Consider the following 20948-nt stretch of genomic DNA (forward strand, 5'->3'; position numbering starts at 1 on the left):
TTCAGCTGGCAAAGGCCTTGCCCGTGTCAGGGTCAAAGAGCCGCACCGCGTCTTCGCTGAAGGTGAAGATACCAGCCTGACCCTTCGAAACACGAGACCCCGGAGGCAAGCAGGCCGTCAGCCGCTGCGCGCCTATCCGCGCAGTGGTAACCAGTTCTGGGCCAGTCAATTCGACAACTTCTATCTCCACAGGCAGCGATGGCACGGTTGCGTCGGCTGCCACACGAAGCGCTTCGGGCCTTATTCCGACCACGACCCGTGCCCCGTCACCAACCAATTTGCGGAAGCGGGCGGGCAAGGGCAGCCGCGCGTCGGCGCCCTCGATTGTCAGCGTTGCGCCTTCGACTTTCGCCTGCAGCATGTTCATCGACGGCGCGCCGACGAAGCCCGCGACATAGGCCGTGGCTGGATGGTTGTAGATTTCTTCGGGCGTGCCGAGCTGCTCGATCCTGCCGTCGCGCATGACGGCGATGCGCGATGCCAGGGTCATGGCTTCGATCTGGTCGTGGGTGACGTAGACGACGGTGGTCTGCAGCATCTGGTGCAGGCGTTTCAGTTCGGTGCGCATTTCCAGACGCAGCTTGGCGTCGAGATTGGAGAGCGGTTCGTCGAAGAGGAAGACCTGCGGCTTGCGCACCAGCGCCCTGCCGATGGCGACGCGCTGGCGCTGGCCGCCGGAAAGCTGGCTCGGCTTGCGGTCGAGCAGAGCCTCGATCTGCAACAGTCTTGCCGCTTCGTTCACCGCCTTTTCGCGTTCGTCGGCGGCAACGCCGCGCATCTCCAGCCCGAAGCCAATGTTGCGGCGCACGGTCAGGTTCGGATAGAGCGCGTAGGACTGGAAGACCATGGCGATGTCGCGGTTCTTGGGGTGGACGCCAAGGATCGAGCGGCCGCCGATCAGCACATCGCCGCTTGTCGCTTCGGCTAAGCCCGCGATGATGTTGAGAAGCGTCGATTTTCCGCAACCCGACGAGCCGAGCAGCACCAGGAACTCGCCGTCCTGCAGCGCAATGTCGATGCCTTTCAGCGTTTCGACACTGCCGTAGCTCTTGCGGACGCCGCGGATTTCAAGCGCGCTCATGCATGGATTCCTTGAACTGCATCGGCCCGCCATAGTTGCGGGGCAGAGTGGAAATGGCGCGCGAGGCGACATGCGTCGCGGCGGAAAGGCAAGCGGACAGCGGCTGTTCCTGCGCCGATGCGGCGAGGAAGGCGGCGTTGAAGACGTCGCCGGCGCCGATCGTGTCGACCACGCGGACGTCGGGCGCGACGGCTTCGACAAGCGTGCCATCGGGGCCGATGGCGATGGCGCCGCGCGGGCCGCGCTTGACGACGAAGGTCGCGCCTTGCCGCATGCTGGAGCGGATTTCGCGCGCGGCGTCGGTGGGGCTCGACATTCCCGCCAGCGTCACCGTCTCGACCTCGTTGAACAGCGCCAGCGCGCAGCGCGAGAGCCACGCCCGTGTTACGGCGCAATTGGCCTCCGTCCAGCCATCGATCGGCCAGCCTGTGTCTAGCGCGACGGCAATGTGGTGGCTGTCGGCCCAGTTGAACAAGGCCTCATAGTCGCGGGTGAGATCATCAGTCAGGAAAGAACCGCACAGCAGTGCGTAACCGCCGGAGAGCGCGCTGCCGTCGAGAACGGACAAGACGTCGGCGAGGCTGAAGCGCGGCAGGTGCCCGCGCGTGGTGAAGAAGGTGCGTTCGCCATCCGGGTGGGTCATGCCGACGGACAGCGTCGTGCCTTCGGGACGGACCGGCCAGGTTTCGGCGCGATGGCCAAAAGCCTCGCGAAGCCAGTGGCCGAACTGGTCGTCGCCGACATTGGCCGCAATGGTGAAGTCGACGCCCAGCGCTTGCCAGGCGAGCGCGCTGTTGCCGGCCTGGCCGCCGACGCGCAATTCGTCATGGTCGACGACGGTTTCCGTTCCCGCCTTCGGCCATGGCGCGACCGGGCCGACAATCAGGTCGACATTGACATTGCCGATCACCGCGAGCGGACGCATCACTCGCTCCTGGTGATCTTGGTCGAGCGCACAGGCGTGCCGGCATTGTCGACGCGGCTGTCGGCGAAGGCGATCATCAGGCGCTGCGCGACCGGCAACATGGCAAAGACGGCGGCGAGACCCGAAGCCGGCTCGAACGATAGCGTGACGGCACCGGCGACGGGCGATTGGCCTGATGCGTCGAAGATGATGAGCGGCGCGCCGGCCTCGACCACGGAGGTGGCCATGGCGGTCACCAGGTCCGCTGTCGGGTCGTTGCCGCGAAACAGGATGCCGCCAATGTGGGGGCCGAGCATCTCCATCGGCCCATGCCGCAACTGGCCGCCTTCGAGCGAAAAGCATGGCAGCCGTGACAGTTCGGTGAGGCCGAGCGCCAGCGCCTCGGCGATACCTTGCAGCCGGCGGCCGGAGGTGACGATGGTCGTGACCTTGTCCAGCGCAGCGAGCGCCTGCGCGATGTCATTGTCCTGCCTCCGATCCAGTGCGCCGAGCGCGGCTTTCGGGTCTTCGCCAAGGGCTGCCAGAATGGCCAGATGCAAGGCGAAGGTCACGGTCAGGCTGCGGGTGGCGGCAAAGGCCAGTTCGGTGCCGCCAGCGCCGACCAGGCAGGGCACAGTGCGGGCAAGGAAGGAGCCGCCCTCAAGCGTCAGGCCGAAAACGTCGACAGTGCTGCCGGCCTCAGCAAACCATCTGACGACCTCGGCGCTCTCGCCTGACTGGGAGGTGACGAGCACAGTCCTGCCCGCGAGCGGCAGCGGCTGGCCGAGCTGTTCGGACAGCGGCAGCGCCAGCGCATCGATGCCGAGCGCGCGGTAAAGCGGCTCGACGGCGCGCCCGACCGCATGCGAGCCGCCCATGCCGAGCAGAAGCAGACGACCGGTCCTCCTGATCGAGGCGCCGACGTCTTGCGCCATGGCAGCGTTGTTCTCGAACGAGGCGCGCGCATCCGCATGCTGGCGCGCCATTTCACGGTCGATGGCGACCAGTCCAGCCGGCCGGGATTTGTCTGCAGTCATCATCATCCTTTCACACCGCCGCTGGTCAGGCCCGAAATCAGCGCGCGTTGCATGACCAGGCCGATCAGCACCGGCGGCAAAGCCGCCAGCACGCCGGCGGTGGCGATCAGCCCGTAGTCGGAAACACGGCCACCGGCCAGATCGGCGATGGCGACGGTCAAGGTCTTGGCGCGCTGGTCGGAGGTGAACAGCAGCGCATAGAAGAATTCGTCCCAGGCGAGCAGCACGGCAAACAGCGCCGATGTCGTCATCACCGGTGCCGCCAGCGGCAGCGTGATGATTCGCAAGGTCTGGAACAGGCCGGCGCCGTCGATCATCGCCGCCGCCTCGATTTCGCGTGGGATCGAGTCAAAGCCGGATTTCATCAGCCAGGTGGTGAAGGGCGCCAGGATGGTCAGGTAGACCAGGGCCAGGCCGAAGACATTGTTGAGCAGGCCGAGATGCGAAAGACCCATATAGAGCGGCACGGCCAGCGCCACCGGCGGCAGCATGTAGGTGGCGATGACCATCGACAGCGACCAGCCGATCGCCGGCGTGCGTGAGACCGCCCAGCCGGCGGGGATCGCCAGAGCGAGTGCCGCCAACGTTGCCATGCCTGCGATCGCCAGGCTGTTGCGCAGAGATGAGGTGAAGGCGGCACCGGCGCTGTTTTCAGCCGTCGACAGCAATGTCTGGTAGCGGGAAAAGTCGGCTGCCTGCGGCCACCAGCGCAGCGGCTTGGCGGCAAGGTCGGCAGCCGGCGATATGCTCATGATGAACAGCCAGGCGATGGGCGCCAGGATGATGGCGGCCAGCAACAGCGCGCAGGCATAGATGAAGACCGTGAAGGCGGGGCTCCTGCGTTCCATCAGGTAGCACTCCCGGCGGTCTTCCTGACCAGCGCCGCATAGGCGACGGCGAGCACGGTGACGAGCAAGGTGACGATCAGCGCCAGCGACGCGCCGGAGCCGGCGCGCTGGAAGGAGAAAGCCTCCTGATAGACGAGGATCGACAGCGAGCGTGTGCTGTTGGCCGGACCGCCGCGGGTCATCACCCAGATGATGTCGAAGACCTTGAAGGCCTCGATGGTGCGCAGCACCAGCGCCACCATCAGCGGGCCGGCGAGATAGGGCAGGATGACGAAGCGGAACCGGTTGAAGGCTCCCGCACCATCGACCAGCGAGGCGGCCGTGATGTCGCGCGGCACAGCTTGCAGGGCAGCAAGCGCGATCAGCGCCACCAGCGGAAAATTCTTCCAGCAGTCGGCGACGATCAGCGCCGCCAGCGCCGTGCCGGGTTCGCCGAGCCAGGAGCGGTAGTCGTCGATGAGATGCAACTGCGTCAAGGCAGCGTTCAGCGCGCCATATTCGGGATTGTAGATCAGCCGCCACAGCGTCGCGTTGACCACCGTCGGCAGCGCCCAGGGCAGGATCATCAGGGCGCGCAGGACGGCGCGGCCATGGAACTGCTGGTTGAGCAGCAGGGCGGCGAGCACGCCGATCACCATTTCCGCGGCAACCGAAATCACCGCGAACAAAGTTGTGGTGACCAGTGTGCGCGAAAAATTCGAGCTCGAAAGCATGTTGGTGTAGTTGTCGAAGCCAACGAAATCGCCGCCGGTGCCGACCAGCTTGGCGTCGGTGAAAGAAAGACTGACCGTATCGACCAGCGGCCAGCCGATGACGGCGACCATCACCACGAGCAGCGGCAGCATCAGCAACCACGCGCGGGTCGTCATCCAGGTGCTCGACATCAGAGCAGCCTCTCCCTAACTCATCTCGGTTTCAGACATAGCACGGGCGGCAAGCCCAAAAAGCGCTACAGCGTCCTTTGCCCGTCCAAATGGACGGGCGGCGCTGTAGTGCCGCCCGTAACTGGAGAAAGATGCTCAGAGGCCGCTGTTCTTGGCGGCCGTGTTCAAGGCATCCTCAGGCGAGGACTGGCCAAGCAGCGATTCCTGGATCGCCTGCTGCACCGCGGTCGACAGTTCCTGGTATTTCGGGGTGGTCGGGCGCGGATACATGGCAGCCAGACCGAGCTTGGCGGCGGCGATCAGCTCTTCCTGGCCCTTGGTGACCGCCGGGTCGTCATAGGACGAGGCCCAGATCGGCAGCGACAGCTTGGCATACTGGTTCTGCGTCGCCTGCGAGGTCATGAAGGTGATGTACTTCCAGGCTTCGTCCGGATGCTTGGAGACGGCTGTGACGCCAAGGCCCATGGAGCCATTGACGGCCGACACATCGCTGATGCCGGTGACGCCCGGCGCCGGCACGACGCCGACCTTGCCCACGACCTTCGAGTCCTTCGGATCGTTGGCCATGTTGTACATGTAGGTCCAGTTCAGCGCGAAGGCGGCGTCGCCGTTTTCAAAAACCTTGCGCACGTCCTCTTCCAGGAACTCCTTGGAATTCGGGTTGGTGAGGCCGGACTTGTAGCTGTCGACCATGTATTTCAGCGCCGAGAGGCCGCCGCCATTCTGGAAGTCGGGCTTGCCGTCCTTGAGGAAGTCGCCGCCATAGGCGCTGACCAGCGTGGTGTAGTCGCAGATCGCGGCTTCGGCCTGCGACCAGCTCCAGGCGATCGGCGTCTTCAAGAGGCCCTTGTCCTGGATGATCTTGGCCTGTGCGCCGAGCTCTTCCCAGGTCTTCGGCGGCGTCTTGATGCCGGCCTTTTCCAGGATTTCCTTGTTGTAGAACAGGTATTTGGTGTCGAGGATCCAGGGCATGCCGTAATACTTGCCGTCATACTTGACCGTGGTCCAGGCGCCGGGCAGCACGCCCTTCTTCATGTCGTCGGTGATCTTCGGCGTGACATCGACCAGCACCTTGTTGGTGGCGTATTCGGCCGGCCAGATGACGTCGAACAGCACGACGTCGTAGCCGCCGCCCGAGCCTTGCGCGAGCACGGTCTTGTCGTGCAGGCCTTCATAGGGGACGAATTCGAGATTGACCTTGACGTCCGGGTTGGCCTTGGTGAAGGCGTCCGTCATGGCGCGAACGTCGGCCTCGCTGTAGGCGGCCTGCGCCATGAACAGCGCGTTCAGTGTCGTTTCGGCGAAAGCGTGAGGGACGAGCAGTCCTCCTGCGAAGACCGCGCCGACCAGTGTCTTGGTGATTGTCTTAAGCATTTTACTTCTCCCATTTCAGGCGTTGACGGGCTGGCGATACGGATATGTCGCATCGTCTTCCCGGATCCATGTCGCGTGACCTGATGGTTACCCGGCTGACCAGTGGCGACAGGCTGGGAGCCTTTGGCCATCTTGTTTTGGGACGTCCGGTTCGCATTAAGTCAACTCGCTTGACTTAATTAGTCGATCAATATTCTAATGGAGTCAAGAGGGGAAACGCCGGTGGACGACATCAGCCCAATCCGCGCCAAAAGCGGCACCAATCAGGAAGGCACGAGCGCGCACAACCGCCGGGTCATGATCGAGGCGCTGCGCCTCAACGGCGCCCTGTCGCGCGCCGATCTGGCGCGGGCGACGCAGCTCACCAAGCAGGCCGTGTCCAACATCATCGAGGATCTCGAAAGCGACGGCCTGGTCGTCGCGCTCGATACGGTCCGTAAAGGCAGGGGGCAACCCTCGACGCCCTACCGGCTGGTGCCCGAAGGCGCCTTCGCCATCGGCCTGCATATCGACCGCCATCTGACGCGCGCTGTCGCCGTCGACCTGATGGGCAGCGTGCTGGCGCGGGCAGAGGCCAACCTGCCCTTCGACGAACCGTCGAAGGGCGTCGAGATCATCCTCGAGCTGATCGCTGGTGTCCGCCGCGACCTGGCCGGCATTTCGGCCCAGTCGGAAAAACGGCTGGTCGGTCTCGGCGTTGCCATGCCCGGACCTTTCGGACTGAAAGATTCGGACGACAAATGGATGATGCCGGCCTGGCAGAAATTTCCGCTGCTGGAGACGCTGGCCAAAGGCACGGGGCTGAATGTCGGCCTGCAGAACGATGCCGCCGCCTGCGCAACAGCGGAGCGTATCGTCGGCGCGGCGCACGGCGTCGATCACGCGGTCTGCCTCTATGTCGGCTATGGCATCGGCGCCGGCCTGATCCTCAATGGCGAGCTCTACAGCGGCGGCCATGGCAATGCCGGTGAAATCGGCATGGCGCTGTTGGCGCCGGCTGGTCCTGGCTCGACACCACTCGAGCACCGCGCATCACTGGCCTCACTCTACCAGCATCTCGGCCTCAACCCGGCGCATAGCGATATCTATCAGCAGATGAACGCCCTGGTGTTGGCCGAGGACCCCGGGATGATGGCCTGGATCGATGGCGCGGCGCATGACCTGCGCTGGAGCGTGCATCTCATCGAAACGATCTTCGATCCGCAGACCGTCATCCTGACCAGCGGTGCGCCGGAGACGCTGGCGCGCCGGCTGGTCGAGGCGATGCATCCGCTGCTGCCGTCGATCGCCGACAGGCCCGGACGGACCCTGCCGCGCTTGCAACTCGGCACCACCGACCCCTGGTCGATCGCGCTGGGCGCTGCCGCGGCGCCGATCAGCCGTGCCTTCGATCCGCTGTTCTCGGCGATCCTGAAAACAAGCTCCGGTCCGGTGTAGGAGTACCAAGGGTCCAAAGTACGTTTCGCCTGCCGGAACCGAGGTCACTCCTGGGTAACATGCATTTGTGCATGAAAGCCGGCTGTCGGCGTCACACAGGGTTCATCGTCCGGACATAGCGTCTTTCCCAGTTCTTTGCTGCAATGCAATAGGAGTGGGACGTGGTGGACATAGTTTCTAGTGAGGCGGGGATTCCGAGACCGGAGCATCCGCTGGATAGTTCGGCCAGCGCGAAGTGGTTCCTGCCGGTCTTTGGTGTGCTGGTGCTGATCGGCGTCGTCTATGTCGGCTACGCGCTGAGCCAGGACCTGGCGGTGGCCAAGACCGTGCCGTGGATCCTGCTCGGCATCGCCTTGCTGATCGCGCTCGGCTTCGAATTCGTCAACGGTTTCCACGATACCGCCAATGCGGTGGCAACCGTCATCTACACGCGCTCGCTGCCGGCCGAATTCGCCGTCATGTGGTCCGGCGCCTTCAATTTCCTCGGGGTTCTCACCTCCAGCGGCGCGGTGGCCTTCGGCATCCTGTCGCTGCTGCCGGTCGAACTGATCCTGCAGGTCGGCTCCTCCTCCGGCTTCGCCATGGTGTTCGCGCTGCTGGTCGCCGCGATCCTATGGAACCTCGGCACCTGGTTCCTCGGCCTACCGGCCTCAAGCTCGCACACCATGGTCGGCTCGATCATCGGCGTCGGCCTCGCCAACCAGTTCATGGCCCCTGCCGGCAGCGCAACCAGCGGCGTCGACTGGTCGCAGGCGACCAATGTTGGCGTGACCTTGCTGGTGTCGCCGATCATCGGCTTCTTCGCGGCGGCAATCCTGCTCTATGTGATGAAGCTGCTGGTCCGCAATCCGGCGCTCTACGAGGCACCGAAGGGCAATGCCCCGCCGCCCTGGTGGATCCGCGCGCTGCTGATCTTCACCTGCACCGGCGTCAGCTTCGCGCACGGCTCCAACGACGGACAGAAAGGCATGGGCCTGATCATGCTGATCCTGATCGGTGTCGTGCCGACGGCCTATGCGCTGAACCGTACGCCCGACATCAACTATCTCGAAGCCTACAAGTCGGCTTCTGTCGGCGTCGAGACCGCGCTGGGCAAATACGTCAAGCCCGGTGTCACCATTGCCGATGCCAAGGCCGCAAAGGCGGCCGTCCAGGATGCCGTGCGCACCCGGACCTGGAACGACCAGACGACTGTTGCGCTGCAGACCTACATCCACAACACGACTGCTGAGCTGGTGCCCTATGCATCGGTAGACAACGTGCCGACCGATCTGGTCAGCAACGCCCGCAATGACATCTATCTGATCGGCGAGGCGCTCAAGCTGATCGACAAGAAGCAGTTGCTGCCGATGCAGGCCGACGATCTAAAGGCGGTCACCGACTATCACAAGGCCGTCGACAACGCGACGAAGTTCATTCCGATCTGGGTGAAGGTCGCGGTTGCGCTGGCGCTTGGCCTTGGCACCATGGTCGGCTGGAAACGCATCGTCGTGACCGTCGGCGAGAAGATCGGCAAGAGCCACCTGACTTATGGCCAGGGCGCCGCCGCTGAACTCGTCGCGATGGTCACCATCGGCATGGCCGACCGGCTCGGTCTGCCGGTGTCGACCACCCATGTGTTGTCATCGGGTGTCGCCGGAACGATGGCGGCGAATGGCTCGGGCCTGCAATGGGCGACGGTGCGCAACCTGCTGCTGGCCTGGGTGCTGACCCTGCCGTGCTCGATCACGCTCGCCTTCGTGCTGTTCATCATCTTCCGCCAGGTGTTCTGAGCGAAGCACAAGAGCTTTCAAACAAAAGGCAGCGCCAGTCACCGGCGCTGCCTTTTTTTGTGGGTTATTCGGAAGCGCTGGCGGGACAGCACCCCCCCTCTGTCCCTCAACCCCCGCAAGGAGGGAGATCGGATGTGCCGCCAATTGTCGTCGTTGAAAGATTACGCGAGAGTCAAACTGCCAACCTCCCCCCTTGCGGGGGAAATGTCCGGCAGGACAGAGGGGGGTGTGAAGGAACTCGGCGTCCGATGATCGATGCCGGAGAGACCTGACCTTAAGTCGGATCCTCACGATGCAGATCGTGGATGGCAACGCCATCGACATTGGTCGGCATCGTCAGCCACTTGCGGTGACGCAAGGTGCGCTGTGTGTCTTCCAGACCGGTCTCCCAATGCTCACGCATCGAGGTGCCGGAGAATTCATAGTCCTTGGCGTGACCCTCGTAGCCTTTGTGCTGGTAGATGAGGTGGACGATGTTAACGATGCCGGCGTCGGAATAGTCCGCGATCAAAGCTTCTTCGGCGGGCGTCAGCTGGTCCTTGGGCACGCGTTTCAACGCATCGAGCAGGCGCATCTTCAGGCCATGGATGCGGTTGAAATTGTCGGTGTTCTGGCGGGTGCGGCTGGAATACATGATGTCCTTGTGGCGCGACAGAACGTCCGGCATGCTGCGCGGCAGGACGCCGCGCGCGCTGAACAGGTCGACCTGGAACACCAGCGACGAACGGTCTTCCTCCTGGTCGAGCAGATATTGCAGCGGCGTGTTGGAGACGATGCCGCCGTCCCAGTAATACTCGCCTTCGATGCGGATCGAAGGGAAGGCGGGCGGCAGAGCGCCGCTGGCCATGATGTGCTCCGGTCCGATGCGCACCTTCTCGGTATCGAAATAGACGAAATTGCCGGTCCGGACGTTGACCGCGCCGACGCTCAGCCGTTTCTTGCCGTCGTTCAGCACGTCGAAATCGATCAGGCTCTCCAGCGTGTCCTTCAGTTCAGCAGTGTTGTAGAAGCTGGTCGCGCCCTCGGCGCCTTGCGGCTCGAGCCAGGGGTTGGGGTTGCGCGGCTTGAAGAAGCCGGGCTGGCCCATGGTCATCGTCATCCACGACGAGGTGCGGTTGCGGATGTCGCGGTAGATGTCGCCTTCAGGCGTGTAGGACCAGATCTTGCGGCCTGAGATGGTCTGCCAGAACTGTTCGAGCCGTTGCAGGCGGCGGCTCGGCTCATTGCCGGCGATGATCGAGGCATTGATGGCGCCGATCGACACACCGGACAGCCAGCTCGGCTCGCAGCCGGCATCGGCCAGCGCCTGGTAGACGCCGGCCTGATAGGCGCCGAGCGCACCGCCGCCCTGGAACACCAAAGCGATGCGGTCATACTGCGCCGAGATCTCCTCGATCGTGGCGGCGGCTTCCTTGTTACGATTGCGTTCAAGCACGAATTTTCTCCGGCTGGGTTGTGCTGGTTGCGATCCGGCTGTGATCACTAAGATAGTCGTGCATGACCTCGCCCAACCCAAGCGTCAGATCGGCCTTGAAGTGGACGGCGGAGACGATGTCGAGCACCGGCAGCTTCGCCACGTCGGCCATGACATGGGGCCGAAGGTCGAGAGCGGCCGGCGCCGTCCAGGCTTCCTTCAGCGTGATGTCGGTGAGGTAGTAGCGCACCAGCTCGCAGATACGCGGCGTGCCGTCGACATGCGGGATGATCTTGATGAGGAAATTGGGCGCGGCGAGTGCTGCGAGCACGGAATCGTGGTCGGCTTCGCGGTGCTTGTAGCCCATCGTGCCGGTGGCGCACAGAACGCTGCCATAGTGCAGCGTGCCAACGATCACCTCGCCTTCATGGACGATCTTGGGATTGGCCAGTTTCTTGGGAAAGCCCCACAGCTCGCGGCCGCCGGCGATCGGCGCGTCGTCGTCGAGATACATCGAATGGACGTAGCCGCCATGCTGGCCCTTGTACTTCACCGGGATGACCTGGCCGGTCTCGGTGTAATCGCCAAAGCCGGTCGAGTCCGGCATGCGGATGAATTCGTATTTGACCAGCGGCTCGTCGATCTCCAGCGGCGCCGGCACCACGGCTTCGAGCGCCTCGCGCGTCGTGCGATAGGTGATGATGATGTATTCGCGGTCGAAGAAACGGTAGGGACCGGGCGGGAAAGACGGGTTGGTCAGCGGCATCGCATAGGCACGCTTCACGACATCGGCGATTTCCAAGCTGCACCCCCAAGGTTCTTCAGACGGGTTTCATTCCGGAACAAGCGCGCGAATAAGCAGCCGATTATGTTGCACGGCACCATGACAATGCCGTGTCAGCCTGAAGACCATGGTTTCGAACCGGTCGAGGGTCATGCCGGCGCTGTCGTCTGGCTGTAATCGCATCGACACATGGCTCTGTCATTGTCATGTTGCGACGCACAATTATATCCTCCTATTCCCTCCCACCTCTCGCGAGATCACCATGGGTTCCCTGTCTTCGAAGAATGCCCTCGTCACCGGCTCGACCAGCGGTATCGGCCTGGCCATCGCCCGCGCCTTTGCCGCCGAAGGGGCCAATGTCACCATCAACGGCCTTGGCGATCCTGCCGCCATCGAGCAGGAGCGCTCGGGTATCGAGAAGGATTTCGGCGTCAAGTGCCGTTACTCCGACGCCAACATGATGGACGGCGCGGCGGTGAGCGCCATGGTTCATGACGCCGAGGCGGCGTTCGGCAGCCTCGACATCCTGGTCAACAATGCCGGCATCCAGCATGTCGCGCCGATCGAGGACTTTCCCGACGACAAGTGGGAAGCCATCATCCGCATCAATCTTCTGGCCGCCTTCTATGCCATCAAGGCGGTGGTGCCCGGCATGAAAAGCCGCAAATGGGGCCGCATCATCAACACGGCTTCCGCGCATGCGCTGGTCGCCTCGCCGTTCAAGTCGGCCTATGTCTCGGCCAAGCACGGCATTGCAGGCCTGACCAAGACAGTGGCACTGGAAACCGCGCAGGACGGCATCACCGTCAACGCGATCGCGCCGGGCTATGTCTGGACGCCGCTGGTCGAAAAGCAAATCCCCGACACGATGAAGGCGCGCGGCATGACCGAGGAACAGGTCAAGCACGACGTGCTGCTCGCCGCACAGCCGACGAAGGAATTCGTCACCGTCGAGGAGCTTGCCGCCCTGACGCTGTTCCTGTGTTCGGATGCGGCCAGGCAGATCACCGGCACAACCTTACCGATGGATGGCGGCTGGACGGCACAGTAAGGCGGCCCTTCTTTCGTTTCGCCATCGCCTCGATCACGGCACTGATGCTGCTCATCCCGTCGATCGGCTTAATGCTGATCGTCGAGCTGTCGCGGGTTGGCCATTGAAGAGTATGAACGTCAACCGATGACGGCGGACAAGAACTCGACCACGGGCGACAAGACATCGGACAAGCTTCGCTCGGTCAGCGCGCTGCATGTCGCGCGCCAGGCCGGGGTGTCGCGCTCGGCGGTATCGCGCGCCTTCACGCCGGGCGCCAGCGTCGCCACCGAAACGCGCGAAAAGATCATGCGCGCCGCCGAAGAACTCGGCTATCAGGTCAACGATCTGGCGCGTGGCCTGCTCGCCAACCAGAGCCGGCTGGTCGGCCTGGTGGTGACCAAGCCAGAAGTCGGCTTTCGCGCGCATCTTACAGCCGCACTCACCAAGGCGCTGATCCATCGCGGCAATGTTCCGGTCATGATCAACACCGGCCAGACCGAGCAGGAACTTATATCAGCCCAGAAGACGCTGCTTGGCCATCGCGCCGAGGCGACGATCATCCTTTCCGGCTCGCCGCCTTCGTCCTTCTTCGAACTCGCGCGGCGCAATGGCCAGCCGCTCGTCGTCATCGGCCGGTCCGAACCGGAGGCCGATCATATCCAGACCGACGGCAGTGCGGCAGCAAGGCTCGCGGCGGCGCTGTTCGTTGCGCGCGGCATGACCAAGCTCGGCCTGGCGGGATCGCTGTCGGGTACTCCCACCATCACCGAACGCGCAGATGCCTTCTGCGCCGAGGCAGCGCGTCTGGGCGCAGAAGTCGCGGTCGCTCGAGGCGGGGATACGGACTATGCGGGCGGGCTGCAGGCAGGCAAGGCCCTGATCGATGGCCAGGATCGGCCGCAGGCGATCTTCTGCGTCAACGATCTCATCGCTTTCGGCGTCATGGACCATGCCCGTCAGGCAGGGCTCGATATCCCCGGCGATCTCTCGGTGATCGGCTTCGACGATATCCCGGAAGCCGGCTGGCTTGCCTACCAACTGACCACGTTCCGCCAGGATCCGGAGGCGATGGCCGCCCGGGCCGTCGCATTGCTCGACCTGCGTCAGCAGCAACCGGATCTGCCGCCGATTCGCGAGCGCCTGGGCGTGCCGCTCATCGTGCGTGGCAGCTTTGTTCCGCATGATGCGGAGTCGCTGTCGCACAGTTCCTCCTGAAATCCGCAGCCATAGGTTGATGCCCATGAAAATCATCCAGCTCTCCGATCCGCATCTGATGACGCCGGGTGGTCTCCTCTACGGTTCCGATCCGCTGGCGAGGCTGGAGGCCTGCCTTGCCGACATCGGCAAGAACCACGCCGATGCCGATCTGGTGGTGATTTCAGGCGACCTGACCAATGACGGCGAGCGTGCCGCCTATGCGGCGTTGCGGGAGAGGCTGGCGCAATTTGCTCTGCCTTGCCGGCTGATGCTCGGCAACCATGACGACCGGGCGCTCTTCCTTGAAATGTTCCCTCATGCCACCGCCGAGGGTGGGTTCGTGCAGAGCATTTTCGATGGCAGCGAGGGTCGGCTCATCCTGCTCGACACGCTGGACAGCGGCCATGTCGAAGGCAGGCTGTGCCCGGCGCGGCTCGAATGGCTGGACGAAAAGCTCGGGGAAGCGCGCGGCCCGGCCTTCCTGTTCATGCACCATCCACCGTTCCGGATACACATGCCCGTACTTGACGAGGTAAGGCTCGCCGATGCCGACGCCCTCCATGAGGTCCTGTCGCACCACGGCAATGTCCGCCACATCTTCGCTGGACACGTCCATCGGCTGATCGCCGGCAGCTGGCGCGGCATACCGGTCAGCACGCTGCGCAGCACCAACCACCAGAGCGCGCTCGATTTCTCGGAAGACTGGAGCCTAGGGCACGAGCCGCCGGCCTACGCCGTGATCTTCATCGATGCGGATGGGGTGATCGTGCATTTCCATGATTTTCCGGTGGCGCCGGTGTCAGATCGAGTTCCGTAGGGGTCTCCATTCCGAGAATGGGTCGAGCGGTCGTGGCGAGGCGACTGTCGCGACCGACTGACCGAGGCCCAATTCCCATGCATCTCCGGTGCGCCGAGGATCATATCCCGGCGGTCGTCTGCTCGCACGCATCGTCCTATGTGGCTGCCGTGATCATCGTGCTTTTGGTCCACACGCGGTCTCCGCGAAAGGGTGCCAAAAAGCATGTGAATTTGGACATTAGTCTTGACAGAAATACAGATGTTCAATACCCGTCAAGCGAATGAACAAGCCTGCACTGTGGGAGGAATGAGCGGTATGGCGTCCAATGTTTCGCTGACGGGTCTTGCCCGCGATCTCGAGGAACGCGGCAAGTCCGGCAAGCCCATCCGCATCGGCCTGATCGGCTCCGGCGAGATGGGAACCGATATCGTCACCCGCGTCGCCCATATGTCCGGCATCGAGATCGGCGCCATTTCGGAACTCAACCTGCCCGCAGCGAGCAGGGCGGTGGATATCGCCTTCCAGGAAACCGGCCATGCGCGCGAAGTGTCGAACGCTTCGGCGATGACGGCTGCCATGGAGGCCGGCAAGATTGCGGTCACCAACGATGCCAACCTGGTCATCAACAATGATCTCATCGACGTCGTCATCGATGCGACCGGTGTTCCCGCCGTCGGCGCCGAGATCGGCCTGCGCGCCATGGAGCATGGCAAGCACCTGGTGATGATGAATGTCGAGGCCGACGTCACCATCGGCGCCTATCTCAAAAGCGAGGCCGATCGGCTCGGCGTCACCTATTCGCTGGGCGCCGGCGATGAGCCGTCCTCCTGCATGGAACTGATCGAGTTCGTCTCGGCGATGGGCCACCCGATCGTTGCCGCCGGCAAGGGCAAGAACAATCCGCTCAACATCGACGCCACTCCGCCTGCCTATGAGGAAGAGGCCAAGCGCCGGCACATGAATGTGCGCATGCTGGTCGAATTCGTCGATGGTTCCAAGACCATGGTCGAGATGGCGGCGATCGCCAATGCCACCGGGCTGGTGCCCGACAAGGCCGGCATGCACGGCCCGGCCGCGACGCTCGGCGAACTCTCGAAAGTCCTGGTGCCGCAGAAGGATGGCGGCGTGCTATCCAGGGTCGGCGTCGTCGACTATTCCATAGGCAAGGGCGTGGCGCCCGGCGTCTTCGTTGTCGCCGACATGTCGCATCCGCGCATTTCGGAGCGCATGGAAGATCTGAAGATGGGCAAGGGTCCGTACTTCACCTTCCACCGCCCCTATCACCTGACGTCGCTCGAAGTGCCACTGACCTGCGCCCGCGTCGTTCTCTACGGCAAGGCCGACATGGTGCCGCTGGCCAAGCCCGTGGCCGAAGTCGCCGCAGTGGCCAAGAAGGACATGCGGCCCGGCGAGAAGCTCGATGCGATCGGCGAGTATTGCTACCGCGCCTGGATCATGACGGCACCGGAGGCGCATGCCGTCAGGGCCATTCCCTGCGGCCTGCTGCAGGGCGGTTCGGTGACGGCGCCGATCAAGAAGGGCGAGCTCATCACCTATGCGAATGCGGCGCCGGCCCCGGGCTCCAAGATCGCCGAACTGCGTGCCCGCCAGGACAAACTCGTCTACGGAACCGTGGGAGCCTGATCATGGCCACAGCCAGCAAAGGGGTCGCCGACAGTCGCGCCAACCTGCCTTTCGTCTATCGCCAGTACAGCCCCGAGCAGCTCAAGCAGGTGCTCTACAAGATGTACCTCATCCGTCGCTTCGAAGAGGGCGCCGAGGACAGCTATACGCGCGGGCTCATCCACGGCACCATGCATCTGTCGATCGGCCAGGAAGCCAGCGCCATGGGCATCTGCATGCCGCTTGGCGAGGATGACCAGATCACCTCCACCCATCGCGGCCACGGCCACTGCATCGCCAAGGGAGCCGAGGTCAAGCGCATGTTCGCCGAGTTCTTCGGCAAGACCACCGGCTACTGCAAGGGGCGTGGCGGTTCGATGCACATTGCCGATGTCGCCAAGGGCAATCTCGGCGCCAACGGCATCGTCGGCGGCGGCATTCCAATCGCCGTCGGCGCGGCGCTCTCTTCCAAGATGATGAAGACAGGCAAGGTCGTCGTCTCCTTCTTCGGTGACGGCGCAAACAATGAGGGGGCCTTCCACGAGGCGCTCAACATGGCGGCGGTCTGGAAGCTGCCGGTGATTTTCGTCTGCGAGAACAATGGCTACGGCATGTCGACATCGACCGCCCGCTCGACCGCGGTCAAGAACATCGCCGACCGCGCCGCCGCCTATTCGATGCCCGGCGTGATCGTCAACGGCAACATCTTTTCGGAGGTCGCCGAGGCGTCCTACAAGGCTGTCGAGCGTGCCCGCGCGGGCGAGGGGCCGACGCTGATCGAATCCAAGACCTACCGCCATCGCGGCCATTCCAAGAGCGATCGTAACCGCTACCGCACCAAGGAAGAGATCGAGGACTGGATGTCGAACCGCGACCCGATCACGCTGTTCGAGAACGAATTGCGCGAATTCGGCTTCATCGACGACAAGGGCATCGAGGCCATCCGCAGTGGGGTGGCGCAGGAGATCGCCGACGGCATCGAGTTCGCCAAGGCGAGCCCGTCGCCTGACGTCAGCGAGACCGGAAATTACGTGTATACGGAGCAGGCGTGATGGACGCGATGGTGCGTGAACTGAGCTACGCCCAGGCGATCCAGGAAGCCATGGCGATCGCCATGGAGATGGACGAACGCGTCTTCCTGATGGGCGAGGACATCGGCGTCTATGGCGGCGCCTTTCAGGTGACCGGCGATCTGGTCGAGCGCTTCGGCACTGAGCGTGTCATCGATACGCCGATTTCGGAGCTGGGCGGGGCGGGCGTCGCGGTGGGTGCGGCCCTCACCGGCATGCGGCCGATCTTCGAATTCCAGTTTTCCGATTTCGCCACGCTTGCCATGGAGCAGATCGTCAATCAGGCGGCCAAGATGCGCTTCATGCTGGGCGGCGAGGTTTCCGTTCCCGTGGTGATGCGCTTTCCCGCCGGCTCCGGCACGGGCGCCGCGGCCCAGCACAGCCAGAGCCTGGAAGCCTGGCTCGGCCATGTGCCGGGCCTGAAGGTCATCCAGCCGGCCACGCCCTACGATGCCAAAGGCATGCTGCTGGCCGCTGTTGCCGATCCCGATCCGGTGATGATCTTCGAGCACAAGCTGCTCTACAAGGCGAAGGGGCCGGTGCCCGAGGGCTATTACACCGTGCCGATCGGCAAGGCCGACATCCGCCGCGAGGGCCGCGATCTCACCATCGTCGCCACCTCGATCATGGTGCAGAAGGCGCTCGACGCCGCCGCCGTGCTGGAAGCCGAGGGCATCGACGTTGAAGTCGTCGATCTCCGGACCATCCGGCCGATGGACAAGCAGACCGTCATCGACAGCGTCAAGAAGACATCGCGGCTGATGTGCGTCTACGAAGCGGTCAAGACGCTGGGCATCGGTGCCGAGGTCAGCGCCATGATCGCCGAGAGCGAGGCGTTCGATTATCTCGATGCGCCGATCGTGCGGCTGGGCGGCGCCGAGACGCCGATCCCCTACAATCCGGAGCTGGAAAAGGCCACTGTGCCGCAGGTTCCCGACATCATCACCGCCGCGCGCGACCTCGTGAAAGGGGTTCGCTGAGCGATGCCGACCGAAGTCATTCTTCCCAAGGTCGACATGGATATGGCGACCGGACAGATCTCGCGCTGGTTCGCCGAGGAAGGCGCCACGGTCAAGAAGGGCGATGTGCTGTTCGAGATCGAGACCGACAAGGCGGCGATGGAAATCGACGCGCCGGCCAGCGGCGTGCTGCGCGATGTGACCGGTAGGGAAGGCGTCGATATTCCGGTCGGCGCGCCTGTGGCGTGGATTTATGCCGATGGCGAGGCCTATGGAGCTGATGCCGCCGAGGCAAAGCAGGACAAAGCGCCAATCTCCCCACCCGTGGGGGAGATGTCGGCGAAGCCGACAGAGGGGGGCGCTGTCCCGCCAACGTTGCGTTCTGTCACGCCCCCCTCCGCCCTGCCGGGCATCTCCCCCACGGGGGGGAGATCGGCCAATCGCCATCGGGCGCCCGCGCAACACCGTTGGCTCGACGTCTGGCCCGTGAGGCGGGCCTTCCCCTCGCCAGCATCGCCGGCACCGGCCCACGCGGCCGCGTAGTTAAGGCCGATATCGATGCCGCGATTGCCGGTGGCGCAAAGGCTGCACCCGAAGCCAAGGCAGCACCCGCAGCCAAGGCTCCGGCTGGTGCGCCGGCCGCGGCTTCTGCCCCTGCCGTGAAAGCGATGTCGGACGATCAGGTGCTGAAGCTGTTCGAGCAGGGCTCCTACGACCTCGTCCCGCATGACAATATGCGCAAGACCATCGCGCGGCGCCTGGTCGAGGCCAAGACCACCATCCCGCATTTCTACCTGACGCTCGACTGCGAACTCGATGCGCTCTTGGCGCTGCGCACGCAGATCAATGCGGCAGCGCCGATGAAGAAGACCGACAAAGGCGACGCTCCGGCCTACAAGCTGTCGGTCAACGACATGGTGATCAAGGCCATGGCGTTGGCGCTGAAGGCGGTGCCGGATGCCAATGCCTCATGGACCGAAACCGCCATGGTCAAGCACAAGCACGCCGATGTTGGTGTTGCCGTGTCCATCCCTGGCGGCCTGATCACGCCGATCATTCGGCATGCGGAAGAAAAGACGCTGTCGACCATTTCCAACGAGATGAAGGATCTGGCCAGTCGCGCCCGCAGCCGCAAGCTGAAGCCGGAAGAGTATCAGGGCGGCACCACAGCGGTGTCGAACCTCGGCATGTTCGGCATCAAGGACTTTGCCGCCGTCATCAACCCGCCGCATGCGACGATCCTGGCGGTCGGTGCCGGTGAGGAGCGGGCGGTGGTCAAGAACGGCGAGATCAAGATCGCCACGGTTATGTCTGTGACGCTGTCAACCGATCATCGCGCCGTTGACGGAGCGCTCGGTGCCGAACTGCTGGTCGCCTTCAAGCGGCTGATCGAAAACCCGATGGGCATGCTGGTGTAGGGGCAGTCGAGGCGCCCCTGATAGGTGCCGGGAAACATAGTTTCTAGCGTTGGGTTGCGCCAGGAATGAGTGGCCATAATGGTAATGAGGCTCGCGGACATTAACTCCGCGGGCCCTTTTGCCGTGCCGTAGGAGTATTGCATGACAAGCTGTCGCTTGATCTGATCGCACATGTGCGCTGTCATCCACCAGTCATATGCGCCGTGCAGGGAGGAAGAGACGGGGAGCCGGCCAAGGCCGGTCCGGTCATGCACAGACAAGACAGGAGGTCTCATGAAGACGCACTTCATCAAGCTGCTGGCCAGCCAGCTGGCGCTCGCGGCAACTTTGTTTGCCGGCGTGGCAAACGCCGAAACACTGACGCTCTACACATCGCAGCCGGAGGCCGACGCGGCCAAGACCGTGGATGCCTTCAAGAAGGCGCAGCCCGGCATCGACGTGACCATCTATCGCTCGGGGACCAGCGACATTCTGACCAAGATGGCAGCCGAATTCGCCGCCGGCAGCCCGCAGCCCGATGTATTGCTCATCGCCGATGCGGTCTCGATGGAGCTGTTGAAGAAGGACGACCGGCTGCTGCCTTATGCCGAGGCAAAGCTCGACGGCATCGAGGCTGATGCCTATGACGCCGACAAGACCTATTTCGGCAGCAAGCTGATCACCACCGGCATCGTCTACAACACGGCGGCGGCCGAAAAGCCGCAGCATTGGGCCGATCTCGCCAAGCCCGCTTACGCCGATGGCCTGGTCATGCCGAGTCCGCTCTATTCGGGGGCCGCCGCCTACCTGCTTTCAGGCTTCGCCGGCGATACCAATTATGGCTGGGATTTCTTTCAGAAGCTGAAGACCAACAATACGGTCAGCGTGCGCGGCAATGGCGCGGTGCTGAAGTCGGTGGCATCAGGCGAGAAGCCCTATGGCATCCTGGTCGACTTCATGGCCATGAACGCCAAGAAGAAGGGTTCGCCGGTCGAGTTCGTGTTCCCTAGCGAAGGCGTGCCGGCGGTGACCGAGCCGGTCGCCATCATGAAGACCGCCAAGAATGTCGACGGCGCCAAGAAGTTCGTCGACTTCATTCTGTCCGATGAAGGCCAGAAGCTGGCTCTGTCCATGGGCTATCTGCCGGCCCGCGCTTCGGTCGGCCGACCCGAATGGCTGCCGCAAGGCGTCAAAGTCAAGGTGATGCCGTTCGACACCAAGGCAATCGTCGCCAAGACCGACGCCGACAAGGCGAAATTCCAGGAACTGTTCGGCGGCTGAGCCGATACTATGGCCGGATGCCGGTGAAACGGCATCCGGATCTCAGGACACGCA

At 63.6% G+C, this 20948-nt stretch carries 17 protein-coding genes and 1 pseudogene; 10 read left to right on the forward strand and 8 right to left on the reverse strand.

Translation table 11 applies throughout. The features are described 5' to 3' along the window. Position 1: 1 nt before the first annotated feature. From ACZYHG_RS10475 to ACZYHG_RS10500, 6 genes are all read right to left on the reverse strand, one after another. Complete coding sequence (locus tag ACZYHG_RS10475; protein ID WP_464613718.1) at positions 2 to 1081, reverse strand: ABC transporter ATP-binding protein; 1080 nt, start codon at positions 1079 to 1081, stop codon at positions 2 to 4. After that, positions 1068 to 2006, reverse strand: coding sequence for a PfkB family carbohydrate kinase (locus ACZYHG_RS10480; protein ID WP_464613719.1), 939 nt, complete (start codon positions 2004 to 2006; stop codon positions 1068 to 1070). The genes ACZYHG_RS10475 and ACZYHG_RS10480 overlap by 14 nt, the downstream gene beginning before the upstream one ends. Then, entirely contained in the window at positions 2006 to 3028 is a 1023-nt protein-coding gene (locus tag ACZYHG_RS10485; protein ID WP_464613720.1) for an SIS domain-containing protein, read from the reverse strand. Before ACZYHG_RS10485 ends, ACZYHG_RS10480 begins: the two co-directional genes overlap by 1 nt. After that, a complete protein-coding gene (locus ACZYHG_RS10490) occupies positions 3025 to 3870 on the reverse strand; it encodes a carbohydrate ABC transporter permease (protein WP_464613721.1) in 846 nt (281 codons plus the stop codon). The genes ACZYHG_RS10485 and ACZYHG_RS10490 overlap by 4 nt, the downstream gene beginning before the upstream one ends. Continuing rightward, the gene (locus ACZYHG_RS10495) at positions 3870 to 4754 is read right to left on the reverse strand and encodes a carbohydrate ABC transporter permease (RefSeq protein WP_464613722.1); all 885 of its coding nucleotides are present in this window, start codon (positions 4752 to 4754) and stop codon (positions 3870 to 3872) included. Before ACZYHG_RS10495 ends, ACZYHG_RS10490 begins: the two co-directional genes overlap by 1 nt. A 135-nt stretch (positions 4755 to 4889) precedes the next feature. Further along, the gene (locus ACZYHG_RS10500; RefSeq protein ID WP_464613723.1) at positions 4890 to 6128 is read right to left on the reverse strand and encodes an extracellular solute-binding protein; all 1239 of its coding nucleotides are present in this window, start codon (positions 6126 to 6128) and stop codon (positions 4890 to 4892) included. Positions 6129 to 6350: 222 nt separating this feature from the next. Here ACZYHG_RS10500 and ACZYHG_RS10505 point away from each other — a divergent pair, with 222 nt between their 5' ends. Then, positions 6351 to 7565 (forward strand): ROK family protein, encoded by a 1215-nt coding sequence (locus tag ACZYHG_RS10505; protein ID WP_464613724.1) that lies wholly within the window; start codon positions 6351 to 6353, stop codon positions 7563 to 7565. A 161-nt stretch (positions 7566 to 7726) separates the two neighbouring features. Further along, entirely contained in the window at positions 7727 to 9337 is a 1611-nt protein-coding gene (locus ACZYHG_RS10510) for an inorganic phosphate transporter (protein WP_464613725.1), read from the forward strand. Between the two features lie 274 nt (positions 9338 to 9611). Here the strand turns inward: ACZYHG_RS10510 and ACZYHG_RS10515 are convergent, their stop codons facing one another. Both ACZYHG_RS10515 and ACZYHG_RS10520 read right to left on the reverse strand, forming a co-directional pair. After that, positions 9612 to 10772 carry a patatin-like phospholipase family protein gene (locus ACZYHG_RS10515; protein ID WP_464613726.1) on the reverse strand — a complete coding sequence of 387 codons (1161 nt, stop codon included), beginning with the start codon at positions 10770 to 10772 and terminating at the stop codon, positions 9612 to 9614. Then, the gene (locus tag ACZYHG_RS10520) at positions 10765 to 11553 is read right to left on the reverse strand and encodes an acetoacetate decarboxylase (RefSeq protein WP_464613727.1); all 789 of its coding nucleotides are present in this window, start codon (positions 11551 to 11553) and stop codon (positions 10765 to 10767) included. Before ACZYHG_RS10520 ends, ACZYHG_RS10515 begins: the two co-directional genes overlap by 8 nt. A gap of 244 nt (positions 11554 to 11797) precedes the next feature. Between ACZYHG_RS10520 and ACZYHG_RS10525 the strand changes: the two genes are divergently transcribed. The 8 genes and pseudogenes from ACZYHG_RS10525 to ACZYHG_RS10560 all read left to right on the forward strand — a co-directional run bounded on the left by ACZYHG_RS10525 (position 11798) and on the right by ACZYHG_RS10560 (position 20894). After that, positions 11798 to 12586 carry a 3-hydroxybutyrate dehydrogenase gene (locus tag ACZYHG_RS10525; RefSeq protein ID WP_464613728.1) on the forward strand — a complete coding sequence of 263 codons (789 nt, stop codon included), beginning with the start codon at positions 11798 to 11800 and terminating at the stop codon, positions 12584 to 12586. A 126-nt stretch (positions 12587 to 12712) separates the two neighbouring features. After that, positions 12713 to 13783 carry a LacI family DNA-binding transcriptional regulator gene (locus ACZYHG_RS10530; protein WP_464613729.1) on the forward strand — a complete coding sequence of 357 codons (1071 nt, stop codon included), beginning with the start codon at positions 12713 to 12715 and terminating at the stop codon, positions 13781 to 13783. Between the two features lie 25 nt (positions 13784 to 13808). Next, positions 13809 to 14582: a phosphodiesterase gene (locus ACZYHG_RS10535; protein WP_464613730.1), complete on the forward strand. Its 774-nt coding sequence runs from the start codon at positions 13809 to 13811 to the stop codon at positions 14580 to 14582. 297 nt (positions 14583 to 14879) lie between these two features. Continuing rightward, positions 14880 to 16208, forward strand: coding sequence for an NAD(P)H-dependent oxidoreductase (locus ACZYHG_RS10540; protein WP_464613731.1), 1329 nt, complete (start codon positions 14880 to 14882; stop codon positions 16206 to 16208). A gap of 2 nt (positions 16209 to 16210) precedes the next feature. Continuing rightward, positions 16211 to 17239: a thiamine pyrophosphate-dependent dehydrogenase E1 component subunit alpha gene (locus ACZYHG_RS10545; protein ID WP_464613732.1), complete on the forward strand. Its 1029-nt coding sequence runs from the start codon at positions 16211 to 16213 to the stop codon at positions 17237 to 17239. Then, complete coding sequence (locus ACZYHG_RS10550; RefSeq protein WP_027031380.1) at positions 17239 to 18237, forward strand: alpha-ketoacid dehydrogenase subunit beta; 999 nt, start codon at positions 17239 to 17241, stop codon at positions 18235 to 18237. The genes ACZYHG_RS10545 and ACZYHG_RS10550 overlap by 1 nt, the downstream gene beginning before the upstream one ends. A 3-nt stretch (positions 18238 to 18240) precedes the next feature. Further along, positions 18241 to 19634: pseudogene (locus ACZYHG_RS10555) on the forward strand (pyruvate dehydrogenase complex dihydrolipoamide acetyltransferase). 273 nt (positions 19635 to 19907) lie between these two features. Then, positions 19908 to 20894 (forward strand): ABC transporter substrate-binding protein, encoded by a 987-nt coding sequence (locus ACZYHG_RS10560; protein ID WP_464613733.1) that lies wholly within the window; start codon positions 19908 to 19910, stop codon positions 20892 to 20894. Positions 20895 to 20948: the final 54 nt, after the last annotated feature.

The sequence above is a fragment of the Mesorhizobium subarcticum genome (genome assembly GCF_055456085.1).